Source organism: Chitinibacter sp. FCG-7 (genome assembly GCF_040047665.1).
GTDB lineage: Bacteria > Pseudomonadota > Gammaproteobacteria > Burkholderiales > Chitinibacteraceae > Chitinibacter > Chitinibacter mangrovi.
The window spans coordinates 1,496,564-1,508,919 of record NZ_CP157355.1 but is presented as its reverse complement, the minus strand read 5'-3'; the positions used below and the strand labels follow the sequence as shown (position 1 = coordinate 1,508,919).

At 51.9% G+C, this 12,356-nt stretch carries 11 protein-coding genes; 5 read left to right on the top strand and 6 right to left on the bottom strand.

Translation table 11 applies throughout. The features are described from left to right. The first annotated feature begins 41 nt into the window (after positions 1 to 41). Positions 42 to 1,358, top strand: coding sequence for a caspase family protein (locus ABHF33_RS07110; RefSeq protein ID WP_348946298.1), 1,317 nt, complete (start codon positions 42 to 44; stop codon positions 1,356 to 1,358). A 19-nt stretch (positions 1,359 to 1,377) separates the two neighbouring features. Here ABHF33_RS07110 and ABHF33_RS07105 read toward each other — a convergent pair whose 3' ends face one another. Then, a complete protein-coding gene (locus ABHF33_RS07105; protein ID WP_348946297.1) occupies positions 1,378 to 2,607 on the bottom strand; it encodes a tyrosine-type recombinase/integrase in 1,230 nt (409 codons plus the stop codon). Positions 2,608 to 2,934: 327 nt separating this feature from the next. On the opposite strand from ABHF33_RS07105, the gene ABHF33_RS07100 reads away from it, so the two are divergent. The 4 genes from ABHF33_RS07100 to ABHF33_RS07085 all read left to right on the top strand — a co-directional run bounded on the left by ABHF33_RS07100 (position 2,935) and on the right by ABHF33_RS07085 (position 6,262). Next, the gene (locus ABHF33_RS07100; RefSeq protein WP_348946296.1) at positions 2,935 to 3,417 is read left to right on the top strand and encodes a MarR family winged helix-turn-helix transcriptional regulator; all 483 of its coding nucleotides are present in this window, start codon (positions 2,935 to 2,937) and stop codon (positions 3,415 to 3,417) included. Positions 3,418 to 3,593: 176 nt separating this feature from the next. Continuing rightward, positions 3,594 to 4,115, top strand: coding sequence for an NUDIX hydrolase (locus ABHF33_RS07095; protein WP_348946295.1), 522 nt, complete (start codon positions 3,594 to 3,596; stop codon positions 4,113 to 4,115). Positions 4,116 to 4,137: 22 nt separating this feature from the next. After that, a complete protein-coding gene (locus ABHF33_RS07090; RefSeq protein WP_348946294.1) occupies positions 4,138 to 4,875 on the top strand; it encodes a dihydrodipicolinate reductase C-terminal domain-containing protein in 738 nt (245 codons plus the stop codon). Positions 4,876 to 4,990: 115 nt separating this feature from the next. Next, a complete protein-coding gene (locus tag ABHF33_RS07085) occupies positions 4,991 to 6,262 on the top strand; it encodes a chloride channel protein (RefSeq protein WP_348946293.1) in 1,272 nt (423 codons plus the stop codon). Positions 6,263 to 6,268: 6 nt separating this feature from the next. Here the strand turns inward: ABHF33_RS07085 and ABHF33_RS07080 are convergent, their stop codons facing one another. From ABHF33_RS07080 to ahpC, 5 genes are all read right to left on the bottom strand, one after another. After that, entirely contained in the window at positions 6,269 to 6,889 is a 621-nt protein-coding gene (locus tag ABHF33_RS07080) for an NUDIX hydrolase (RefSeq protein WP_348946292.1), read from the bottom strand. A gap of 160 nt (positions 6,890 to 7,049) precedes the next feature. After that, entirely contained in the window at positions 7,050 to 8,681 is a 1,632-nt protein-coding gene (locus tag ABHF33_RS07075; RefSeq protein ID WP_348946291.1) for an esterase-like activity of phytase family protein, read from the bottom strand. Next, positions 8,645 to 9,559 (bottom strand): esterase-like activity of phytase family protein, encoded by a 915-nt coding sequence (locus ABHF33_RS07070; RefSeq protein ID WP_348946290.1) that lies wholly within the window; start codon positions 9,557 to 9,559, stop codon positions 8,645 to 8,647. The genes ABHF33_RS07075 and ABHF33_RS07070 overlap by 37 nt, the downstream gene beginning before the upstream one ends. 183 nt (positions 9,560 to 9,742) lie before the next feature. Then, entirely contained in the window at positions 9,743 to 11,314 is a 1,572-nt protein-coding gene (gene ahpF / locus ABHF33_RS07065; RefSeq protein WP_348946289.1) for an alkyl hydroperoxide reductase subunit F, read from the bottom strand. Between the two features lie 295 nt (positions 11,315 to 11,609). After that, on the bottom strand, positions 11,610 to 12,173 hold the full coding sequence (ahpC, locus tag ABHF33_RS07060; RefSeq protein WP_348946288.1) for an alkyl hydroperoxide reductase subunit C: 564 nt from the start codon (positions 12,171 to 12,173) through the stop codon (positions 11,610 to 11,612). Positions 12,174 to 12,356 lie beyond the last annotated feature (183 nt).

The following is a 12,356-nucleotide window of genomic DNA, read 5'->3' as shown; positions in this document are numbered from 1 at the left end:
TTGCCTGTTTGAAGCGAATGGTAATTTGCTTGGTGTGCAGCTTGATTGGGTTATTGATCAATGTGCAGATGGCTGTTGCCGTTGAGCGCGGCATTGGCTTATCTGCGATTACCCGACTTGAAAATGAACCCCGCACTGCGCTCGTGATTGGCAATAGCCGATATGCCAAATTTCCACTCCCAAACGCGGCGAATGACGGCAAGGCCATGGCGGATAAGTTGCGGAAATTAGGTTTTGAGGTTATTTACCGTGAAAATGCATCGCGCAATGAGATGCTACAGGCGATACGGGAATACGGCGACAGGCTTGAAAGCAAAAAAGGGGTTGGCCTAGTTTTTTTCGCTGGGCATGGCATTCAGTCGCACGGGGAAAACTATTTGTTGCCCGTGGATGTTGAGCTCAAGTTCGAAGAAGATTTGCCACTGCAGTCGGTTCCAGCCAATGCAATTATCGACAAAATGGGCGAAGCGGAAAACCGGTTAAATATCCTGATCATGGACGCGTGCCGCGACGCGCCGCTGGCTAAACGATCTCGTTCTGCGCAATCGGGTTTGGCAAAAATGGATGCGCCCAGCGGCACGCTGATTGCATTCTCGACTGCGCCAGGTCAAACCGCAGCTGATGGCAATGGCACGCACAGCCCATATACCGAACAATTGCTCGCCACAATGAGTAAGCCGGGATTGAAAATTGAGGATGTTTTCAAGCTGGTGCGTGGGCAAGTGCGCAAGATGACCCAAGGTAGCCAAACCCCATGGGAAAATACCTCGCTGGAAGGCGACTTTTATTTTGTGGAGGGCAGCCAAGGGCAAGTGAACGTGATTGTGCAAGCTCCAAGTGAACCCAAATCCAGCACCAATAGCGTAGTCACCGATAAAGCGCAGACATTACGCGCCGCCGAACTTTTTCCTTTGTTTGACGGTGTTGTTAGCGCCGCCGATTTGGAGCAGGGCATCAGACTGGAGTCAAGGTCACGCAGTGTATTTCAGCAGGCGAGTATGCTAGCGATTCAGAGTAAAGGACAAATTCCGATTGCCAATGTGGTGGCCTTGCAAAGTCGATTCAATCAACAGCTGCAATCGAAGGAATTACTGGTCGCAGAACAAACGCTTAAAACCGTTGCTGAGTTGACTGATCCGACTCGGGGAGTAAAAGCCAGTGAGCTACGAGAAGTTTTTCAGCAAGAGACTGAAAGTTATTGCACAAAAGTAAAACAAAAAATGACCGGTATGCGTGCGCCATGGACGGAAATTTATACCAAAAATTGTTTGGGCATTCGTATCGCACTGCTGCAAGGTGATGAGCTGCAGGCGCGTGATTTGTATGCTGCGGCACGGCAATTGTGGTCGCCTGAATGAACTCAGTATCGGACGTCTTCTATTTGTAGACTTTTTGTGAACATACAGACATTACAAAATCTGCCCATTGTGTCATCAATGCTCTACGCTGTTCTAGTTGCGATGTTCTGGCGTAGGCACGGCGAACTCGATTTCCTACCGCGTGCGCAAGGGCTGCTTCACTTAATTCGTCAGAAAAATCAGTTTCTTCTAGTGCCCAATTTTTGAAACTAGACCTGAAGCCGTGCAATGTGGCTGTGCGCCCTTGAATATCACTTGGCGCATTTCTGTTGCGCAGAAATGACGTCGCACTCATGTCGCTCATCGCGACTTCTTTTCTTGGACTTGGGAAAATTAGTTCCGGATGTTTGCCAAGCATGCTTTCAAGAACGGCTAGTGCTGCCGTGCTGAGTGGCACCTCCAATGAATGCCCTTCGTGTTTTTTCGACTTCATTGATTCAGCAGGAACCGTCCACACCTTACGTTGGAAATCAATTTGCGCCCATGTGGCGTGCCGAGCATTGGCAGAACGAACTGTAGTCAATATCACGAACAGAATCAGGTTCTGCGTCGCTGTATCTGTGGGATACAGATGCTCACGGACAAAAGATGGGACTTGTTGAAATGGCATTGCCGGTTGGTGAGAAATGGCCGTCTTGTGGACATCCCCAAGCTGTTTCAGTGCCTTTTGCATCGGTGAAGATTCGATGAAGTCATGAGCCTCAGCCCAGTCCATGATCTGTGCGATGGCTGTTTTTAGCTTACGAGCCGTATCGGGTTGGTTGGCCCAGATTGGTTGTAGCGTGGCCTTGATATGCTCGGGTGATATGGCATCGACCTGCAAAGGCAATAAGTCGGATGCGTGTTTTTGGATACGTCCAAGCCAGCGAACTGTAGCAGTTACTTCATTTTTCCAAGTCAGCCGACGTACTTCAAGCGTAGCCAACATTGCCTTTTCAAACGTCGGGATTTTTTTGTTTTTAGCTACAGCAGTTTCAAGTGCAGCTTGTGAGAGGGGATCGATCCCCAAGGCTAAGAGTTCTCGCATTGCCTCGGCTTTTTCCCGTGCTGCAGCCAAGCCGATAGCAGGATAGCCACCTAAGCCTGCGTCTCGGCGTTTGCCAGTTAACGGTGAAACAAACCGAAGCTCCCAACGACCATGACCTTTGGTCTTGGAAGGCAATAGTCGCAGCCCCGGAACGCCACCATGAGCAACAGGTTTGTCATTTGGTTTAATGTTTCGAGCTTTTGCATCAGTTAGAAGTGCCATGTTGACCCCACACGATACCCCACATTTACAGTGGGGTACATCGGTATTGATTGGAACTTTATGATACATCTACCGCTTGTAGTTTGCTGATTTTTCAAAGGAAAAGAACAAAGTGAAACACTGTGATATTGTTTCTTGGTGCCTGCCGTCGGCACCAAGAATATAAGGGTTCCAGCTTTTTAGCTGGAACCCTTTTTTCGTTGGTGCTGCATCTGCTGGTGCGCAGTCAGTGGCCAAGCAAATATTCCGCATGCCCTCTGCACAAAATCATCCCCACAAGCGCATAATGCCCCTCGTTTTGAATGGCGCGCAGATGTAGGTTTCCCGATGAATATCGAACAGCCCAATTACCTGGATGTTGAAGTGCTCAAGCAGTTCCGGATTGTCTTCAGGTCGGTGCGCAAGCATTTTCAATCGGTAGAGCAAGAGCTGGGCATGAGCGGTGCCCAACTGTGGGCTTTGTCGGAGATTGATGCCCAGCCCGGTTTAACGCTGTCTGTGCTGGCCAAGGCCATGTCATTGCACCAGTCGACCACCAGCAATCTGGTTGAAAAGCTGGTCAGCTCGGGTTTGGTCGAGCGTAAAAGATCCAGTCAGGATGCTCGTTCCGTGCGCCTCTATCCCACCCAATACGGGGTCGACAAACTCAGTCTGGCCCCACATCCGGTCAAAGGCCTGCTGCCTGACGCGCTGGGGCGGCTACCCGCGCCTGCTTTGGCCAGGCTTCACGAATCGCTCTCTGCCTTGCTCGATACCATGAGTCAGCTCGAGCTTGATGCTGGTGAAAGCAACCCACTTTCTGATCATTAATTCCCCCTTTTTGCCGCTTATTGTGACAATTTGACCACCAAATACATTTGTACAAATGTAATAATTTGCCAGTGAACACGGTTTACCAGCATGATCGAGTGAAGAAAACAGATTGAGTCGGCGCGTATGTGCCGCGATCTACCGACTCAATCCTTTGGATTACCCATTCGATACAGATGAAAAAACTCACGACGATTATTCATTCCGCGATCCAGAGCATTGATCGCCGCATTATGAATCGCCGCGCTGCGCGGGCGATTATTGTTCGCGGGGACGAGATTTTGCTGATGTATACCGCCAAACACCATGATTACAGTCTGCCGGGGGGCGGCCTGGAGAAAGGGGAGGACGTGATCAGTGCGCTGCGCAGAGAGCTGCGTGAGGAGGTGGGCGCTAGCGATATTGTGATCGAGGAATATATTGGCTATCTGGATGAATACCGGCCTAGCCCACGAGCAAAGTTCGATGTGGTGTTTCTGCGCTCCTACTGCTATCGCTGCGCGGTTAAAGAAGATTTCACGGCGCTGTCATTGCACCACAGAGAAATCGGCAATGGTGTTAAACCGGTCTGGATCAAGCTGGATGAGGCCATCGCGCACAGCGAGGCCATGCTGGCGCAAACACCGTCACAGATGGGGATTTCAATTCAGCGGGAAACCTGGCTGCTGAAGTTTATCCGCACATCCATGCGGAACTAATTCAACTGGCAAGGGTATTTTTATGAAAAATGTAGGTTTAATTGGTTACGGGCGGGCAGGTAAAGCCGTTGCGCGCGTTTTGAATGCGGATGCTGCTGTCAACCTCAAATGGGTAGCGCATCGCAATAATGAAAACCTGACATTCACAGAATCCTATCCGGTCTTGACAATCAGAAGCGCCGCCGACTTCGAGATTTTATTTAACAATCACCCTGTTGATTATGTGATCGATTTTTCTTCCCCCGACAATATCATGCTCTATGGCCGGGCAGCCGCCGCTGCCGGTATCCATATCCTGTCTGCCAACTCGAATCATGATGAAGCGCAGCTTGCTTTTGCCCAGAGCCTGGCCGATCAGATTGTGGTGATGTGCAGCCCCAATATTACGGTTGGGATTAATTTTCTGATGATCGCCGCCAAAGCTCTGCAGAAAATTGCACCGCATGTTGATATTGCAGTGCTTGAAGAGCACTTCAAAGAGAAAAAAGACATCTCGGGCACGGCTAAAAAACTGGCGCATGAGCTGAATGTGGGTGATGTCACCTCCTTGCGCCTCGGGGGCATTGTTGGCCATCACCAGGTGGTGTTTGGTTTTCCCTATCAAACGGTCAGATTTATTCATGACTCGATCAGCCGGGAAGCATTTGGCACGGGGGCCATCTATGCCTTGTCGCTGATGGCCAAGCAGCCACCGGGTATGTATGAGTTTGCCAGCCTGATGCGTCAGGAAGTGATGTCAACCTTGCTGGAAGCCAGCTAAGTGTTGCTATCCCGGTTTTAATTCTTCACTTCACACGACACCTATCCGGTAGAAAGACGTGAGCCTTCAGTCAACATCATTGCTGTCCATTGTTAATGCAATCCGGGTCAGGATCTTGGGCGTTCCACTGAAAACCAAGACCCAGCTGCTGTTCTGGCTTGGTGCTGTTCTGGTCGGCCTGGCTGCGGTGGCGCTGGCCACGGTCGCTGAATGGGCATCGGGTTTCTTCAGCTGGGCGCAAGCACGCTGGTGGTGGTCGCCCTTGGTGTTGGCGCCTGGCGGCGGCGTATTGATTTACTGGCTGATGAATTTGCATGGCCCTGGTGCGCAGGGTAGCGGTATTCCTCAGGCCAAGGCCGCGCTGCAGGTATCCGATCAGCTGTTTGTCACCCGGCGTCTGCTGTCATTGAAAATTGCGGCATTCAAAGCCGTGGGCATTGTGCTGGGGCTGGCCAGCGGCTTTGTCTTGGGGCGTGAGGGGCCAACCGTACAAATTGGCGCCAGTATTATGTATTCGCTGCGTGATCTCATGCCGGACAATAATGCCGAAGTGCGCCGGCAGCTCATTCTGGTGGGCGGCGCAGCCGGCATTGCCGCCGCTTTTAACACACCGCTGGCCGGGATTGTTTTTGCTTTTGAAGAAATGGCGCGCTCGGTCGAAGAAAAAACCTCGGGCAAATTACTCGGCGCAGTGATTCTGGCCGGTATTGTCTCGCTGGCGATTGAGGGAGACTACGTTTACTTTGGTCGAATCCATGCACCTGCATTTGCGGTGATTGAGCTGCTCCCCGTGATTTCAATCAGCCTGTTGTGCGGCTTGATCGGTGGCAGCTTTGCCTGGCTATGCCTCAATACTCAGCGCTGGCTACCGTTGCCGGTTCAGCTCTGGCAAAAAGCTAGGCCTTATCATTTTGTGGCCTGCTGCGGGTTACTGATTGCTTGTTTGGGTATGCTGGCGCCTATCCACGGCAGTGGTGCTGAGGTGACTCGTGCCGCCATTGAAAGTCAGCAGGCCTTACCCTGGTATTTTCTGCCGCTTAAATTTATTGGCCTGCTCACCACATTTCTAACGGGTTTGCCTGGCGGTATTTTTGCACCATCGCTGGCCATGGGGGCAGGTGTTGGGAGCTGGTTTGCGGGCTTTTTTGCTGAGCCTGTCACGGCAAAGCTGATGGCCATTGGCATGGCGGCCATGCTGGCCGCAGTAACACGCGCACCCATTACTGCCGCCATTATTCTGATGGAAATGACCGATGGGCATTCAATGGTGATTTCTTTGCTGGTGGCCACCATGATTGCGTCCATGGTTGCTCGCCGATTTAATGCCAATCTGTATCACGAGCTGGCCAACAGGGCGCTTGCTGTGCTGGCTTTGAAGGAGAAATAAACCGGCTTAACGCTGATTAATCGCTTGATCTTGCAGTCGTTGTAATAGCCAGGTTTCGCGCAAAATTGACATCCCCATACTGCTAGATTGGGTGGCGATGATTTGCTCATTGTGAGCAATCGCCTGCGCCAGATTAACCCACTTGGCTTCCATGCCATTCTTGATTTCGTAATGCTCCATTTTGGCTTCGCCCAGCTCGCGGGCAATCTGGCAGACGTAAATATAAGAGCGCATAAACAACACATCGTGATCCGGCTTTAGGCTGGGGCGGTATTCATCCAGATAGCCATATTCGCTGACAATTTGAATATCCTGCGCGCCCGTTTCCTCCTGCAGCTCACGTCGCAATGCCGCAGCCAAATCTTCCCCTTCATCAACGCCACCGCCGGGTAAACTGTAGTCGTCATAGCGGCGAGTGTAGAGCAGCAAGATGTCATCACCGTCTTGCACAATCGCCCGTACCGCGTGGCGATTGGCGATGCGGCCATCAATGGTGGTGACATTGGGGTGAATTAAGGTGGTCAGGAGTTCCAAGTGCGCGTCTTCCATGTCTTCCATAAAAATGCCAAGTGATTCAAGCAGGTGTCGCCGCCCACTCGATGGTTCGCAACAGGATATTGTGGACAAATCATTTTTCCAACAATCCTCCGGCGGGCGTGAAACAGGCTGCATTCCTCATTTTATCGATATCGGAAGTCCATCGCTTTAATATTCACTTAAAGTAAAACCCCGGGCGATAAATCGACCGGGGTTTGATGGGGATGAGTCAGCGAGCTGACACTGTGATTTATTTGGCCAGTTTCAGTGGGCTAGGCAAGGTAATCAAGACAAACTCATTATCATCAGCAGATTTACTGCCCATGTGGCGACCCACGCTAAATGGGTAGTTGTTGTCGTTGAGCACGCCGAGGGTGTTTTCATCGATCACCACCACGTCTTCGATGGTGACAAACGGCATCGCAAAGACGCCACCCAAACCGATATCGCCATTGCTGGCCGTGCCACTGATGCCTTTTGGATCTTTAATGTCCATCAGGTTGACCAGTTCGGTTTTTTCAACGTAATCGCCAGCTTTGCCCAGCTTGATCTTGAAGAGCTTTTTAAAGCCAGTTAGATCGCCAGTGCTGTTATCGCGCTCGATAATAATGCCTTCTTCGGCGTTAAATACGATAAAGTCGCCGATATTCGTGCCTTTGGCATCCAGCTTGTACTTGAAGGTTTTGCCGGTGTATTTACGGCTGGCGATATCAAATTCGCTGATCAGCAGTGTTTTCTCATCGTGGCCGTTCAGTGGCTGTTCCAGCAGCGGGTACAGCTTGCTGCCATCGCTAGAGATCGCCATGCCTTCAAAACCACCTGATTTTTTCGCACGGAATGGATTGCTGGTGGCGGTGCTGCGATATGGCCAGTACAGGCCGGCCATCCACGGCGTATTTTTGCCGTTTTCATCCTGCATATTGGTACCGTCATCGGTATTGGCCGGATCCGGATAGATCGGGAAATCGCCAAACAGATACACGGTGCGGATGGCAGGGAATTTCTCCTGCACGCGCAGTAGTGTGCGGAAGTCGAAACTCTGGATGTCGGCGCGCGCTTCCATCTTGTTGTCGACAATCACTTTGGCCAAGGTATCGGCCATTTGCTCAAAGCCCACGGTACGGTCTTTGTACATCAGACCGTGATTATCCTTATCACCGCGTGGATTGATCTTGGTTTCGATGTTAAAGCGTACGGTTTTGGCGTTGGCGACGCGTTTGGCCGCTTCCGGATGGGTTTTGCCCGCACCGTTGCTGTAATAGTCGATGTATGCGGCTACAAGGTCGAATACGTCTTGCGTACGGGGCAATACATAGGGGTTTTGATAACCTTTGGTTTTAGCCAGAGCCACCGAAACTGGCGACAGCGCTAGATCGTTTTTCTGCTCGGCGCCACGGAACAGTTTGTCGCAGATAAAGGTGCTTTGAATTTCTGCTAGCGTCCGATCCTTAATCAGTACTTCCTGACTGATCTGATCGTACGGTTGACCATCGGCACGACGGCATTTTTGCGTTTCGATGTACGGATCATGCTTAAGCACTGACACGCCATCTTTGGTAATGCCTGAATCGGTTTCCAGCGTGGTCATCAGGTGATCCAGCGCTGCTTCTAGTGCAGGCAGCGTGTTTTCTGGGCGCAGATTGCGCGCGCCACGGTGACCTTGGGCGTCAAATTTGGCCGGATCAATCAGGCCGTCTTTGGTCAGGTAATCGCCGGGCACGCCGTCTTTGTTGGCATCAAACTCTTTCACCGCTGCCAGCAGCAGATCGGGGCGATCAGAGATAATCCCGCTGACGCCAGCTTTTAATAGCTCGGTCATTTTGGCTTTGTCGTTCACCGTCCAGGTCACCACCTGATAGCCAGCGCTCTTGAGCGACGCCACATCAAAAATCTCGCTGGTGGCCGGGGTGAGGCCCGGTTGCGGATTTTGCCGCGGGCGTAGTGGGCATCCGGACTCGATTTCACGCCATTGGCATCGTATTTCAGCTGCACAAAGTAGGGCGAAAATACCGGCGCACGTTTGGCACCAAAGCTCTGGGCATGGGCACGCACAGCATTCATGATGCGCACGGCGCTGCCTTCTTCGCTGTAGGGGTTTTGCGGCGAGCGGATTTCCTGACCCGCGTTTTCGTTATCCATCAGCTTGATTGGCGCTTCCAGTAGCACGCCATTGGCGTCGGTATGCAGCAGGAAAGGGCCAAATTCGTCGCCAAACCATAGCGTGCCATCCGGCGCGCGCTGCATCGATTCAATGTCAAAATCGGCGCCGGTGAGCACGCGCTCTTTGCTGAATTGATTGGTGATCGCAAACGGGATCAGTTTATTCGGGTCTTTCAGCTCAATGAATTTCTCCGCTTTGATGCTGCCATCGCCGCCGGTCGCGGTTTTGAAATTCGGGCGGATGGTGTACACGCGCAGATTAAAGTCGGCTGAATTCTCGATGCCGCCGTAACCATTGTCAGGCATCGCCAGGAAAGAGCCATCTGCATTTTTCAGAATTGCCGAAAAGCCTTGGATCGGTTGCTTGGCAAAGGGTGCTGTGTGGCCGTTAAACAAGCTGCCACCCAAATATTGGCCAGAGACCGGACCATCGGCAAAACTCGCCGCGGCGAGGACGGCACGACCAGCGAGCTGAGGTGTTGGTACGGTGGTCGATGGTGGGGTTGCGACTGCTGAGCTGCCGCCGCCACATCCGGTCAGCAGCCAAGGGGCTGTTGCGAGGGTCATCGCGATTGTCAGGTGCTTGGGTTTGAGGTGCATGATTATGCTCTCCCTGTTCTTTTAAAGAACGGCGAGCTTACGAGTGCTTCTTTACACGCTAATCTCAAGCACAAGACAGATTTGTGAAATACCTTTGTGCTGACTGAGGCAATATCCTGGCTCCAGCAAAAAACCCGCAGGCCTAAGGCCAGCGGGTTTGCAGTATCGTTTTCAGTGCTGAGCTTACTGCCCGCTGCGAATCAGATAATCAAATGCGCTCAGTGATGCTTTGGCGCCTTCGCCCATCGCGATAATGATTTGTTTAAATGGCGTCGTGGTCGCATCGCCCGCCGCAAAAACGCCGGGCATTGAGGTGCGGCCGTGGCTGTCGACTTCAATTTCACCACGTGGGCTCAAATCCAGTGTGCCTTTGAGCCAGTCGGTATTCGGCAGCAAACCGATCTGAACAAAAATGCCTTCCAGCTCAACTTGCTGTGCGGTGCCACTGACGCGGTCGGTGTATGCCAAGCCATTCACTTTTTGCCCATCTCCCAGTACGGCAGTGGTTTGCGCATTGGTGATGATGGTGACATTGGCCAAGCTGCGCAATTTGTTTTGCAGCACCGCGTCGGCGCGCAAGGCATCGCCAAACTCTAGCAAAGTCACATGCTGCACAATCCCGGCCAGATCAATCGCCGCTTCCACGCCGGAATTGCCGCCGCCGATCACCGCGACTCGCTTGCCTTTAAACAGCGGGCCATCGCAATGCGGGCAATAGGCCACGCCACGACCGCGATATTCCTGCTCGCCCGGTACATTCATTTCGCGCCAGCGCGCACCGGTGGAAATAATCACGCTACGGCCTTTGAGCGTCGCGCCGCTGGCCAGTTGCACTTCAATCAGCTGGCTGGCGGCATCGGCCACCAGCTTGTTGGCGCGTTGCAGATTCATAATATCGACATCGTATTCACGCACATGGCTCTCAAGCGCGGCGGCGAGCTTAGGGCCTTCGGTTTCTTTAACCGAAATAAAGTTCTCAATACCCATCGTGTCGAGCACCTGGCCGCCAAAGCGTTCAGCCACCACGCCGGTGCGAATGCCTTTGCGTGCGGCATAGACCGCCGCGGCCGATCCGGCGGGGCCACCGCCAACGATCAGGACATCAAATGGCGCTTTAGCGTTGATTTCTTCGCTCTGACGCTCGGCACTGCCAGTGTCGATTTTGGCGATGATTTCTTCCAACGTCATCCGGCCCTGACCAAAAGGCTGGCCGTTGAGCAAAATCGTCGGCACCGCCATGATTTGCCGCTCGGTGACTTCAGTCTGGAATAGCGCACCATCAACCATTTCATGACGAATATTCGGGTTTAGCACCGACAGCAAATTGAGCGCCTGCACCACATCCGGGCAGTTATGGCAGGACAGTGAGACGAATGTTGTAAATTCAAACGTGCCTTTCAGTGCCTTGATCGTCGCAATGGTTGCATCGTCGACGCGCGGTGGATGGCCGCCGGTTTGTAGCAAGGCCAAGACCAAGGACGTAAATTCATGGCCCAGCGGAATACCGGCAAAGCTCACGCGCGGATTTTCGCCTTGTCTAGCAATTGCAAACGACGGCTTGCGTGGCTGATTTGGATTCAAGCCGTTGCCGTCATGACGCACACTGATTTTGTTATTTAATGCGGCGATTTCGTCAAGCAAAGTGCGGATCTCGCCCGCTGCTGCGCTCTCGTCCAGTGAGGCAATGAGTTCAATCGGGTGTTGCAGTTTTTCAAGGTAAGCCGATAGCTGGGCTTTGATTTGTGCATCAAGCATAGGTGTACTCCAACAGAATTTTACTGATTAGCCAACGCGAGGGGTATGTGTCTGAAGGTATCTTGTGGAATGTTCTTCAGGTGTATACCTGGCTATGTATTTGGGTGAAGGCTTGGGCTGATCACTAAAATCCATGCTGCACTGGGTGCAGCATGAAATCAGGCATAAAACGGGCGAGAGACGTGAGGGCAAGGCCAAGTTTGGCGAGAAACCGGAATGTACATCAAGTACATGAGGATTTTGAGCCAAGCTTGAGCGCAGCGATCGCGTCTCGCAGCCGTTTTGGGATGATTTCTTAGATTTTGCCGACCAGATCCAGTGATGGCTTCAGCGTTGCTTCACCGGGTGTCCATTTCGCTGGGCACACTTCGCCTGGATTGTTGGCGATGTGTTGTGCGGCTTGGACTTTGCGCAACAATTCTTTCGCATCACGGCCAATACCCAGGTCGTGAATTTCAGCTACTTTGATTTCGCCTTCTGGGTTGATCACGAAAGTACCGCGCAATGCCAGGCCTTCTTCTTCGATCATCACGTCAAAATTGCGCGTGATCGTGCCAGTTGGGTCACCAATCATTGGGTACTGGATTTTGGCAATTGTCTCGGATGCGTCGTGCCACGCTTTGTGCGTGAAGTGCGTGTCAGTTGAAACGGAGTAAACTTCAACGCCGATTTTCTGGAATTCGCCGTACACATCGGCCAAGTCACCCAGTTCAGTCGGGCAAACAAAAGTAAAGTCAGCAGGATAGAAGAACACTACCGACCATTTGCCTTTCAGCGACTCGTCGCTCACAGGGATAAATTGGCCGTTCTGGTAAGCCGTTGCTTTGAAAGGTTTGATTACAGTATTGATGATCGCCATTGTCGTTCCTTGTTAGGGGTGTTGTTAAAAGAGACAGGAGCGATGATAGAGAGGATGGATTGATAGATAAAATTGTATGTTTTAATTGAATTGTTAGGAAAAAACAATCAATTGGATTTGATGGCTGGGTATACCGCTGAAGATTAGGAAATGATTGGCCTTGATGGCTATACCTGCTTGACT

What these genes read in the sequence shown, in the direction of transcription:
- ABHF33_RS07105 (WP_348946297.1), bottom strand. Translation starts at nt 2,607, where the DNA reads ATGGCACTTCTAACTGATGCAAAAGCTCGAAACATTAAACCAAATGAC.
- ABHF33_RS07100 (WP_348946296.1), top strand. Translation starts at nt 2,935, where the DNA reads ATGAATATCGAACAGCCCAATTACCTGGATGTTGAAGTGCTCAAGCAG.
- ABHF33_RS07095 (WP_348946295.1), top strand. Translation starts at nt 3,594, where the DNA reads ATGAAAAAACTCACGACGATTATTCATTCCGCGATCCAGAGCATTGAT.
- ABHF33_RS07090 (WP_348946294.1), top strand. Translation starts at nt 4,138, where the DNA reads ATGAAAAATGTAGGTTTAATTGGTTACGGGCGGGCAGGTAAAGCCGTT.
- ABHF33_RS07070 (WP_348946290.1), bottom strand. Translation starts at nt 9,559, where the DNA reads ATGCACCTCAAACCCAAGCACCTGACAATCGCGATGACCCTCGCAACA.
- ahpF (WP_348946289.1), bottom strand. Translation starts at nt 11,314, where the DNA reads ATGCTTGATGCACAAATCAAAGCCCAGCTATCGGCTTACCTTGAAAAA.
- ahpC (WP_348946288.1), bottom strand. Translation starts at nt 12,173, where the DNA reads ATGGCGATCATCAATACTGTAATCAAACCTTTCAAAGCAACGGCTTAC.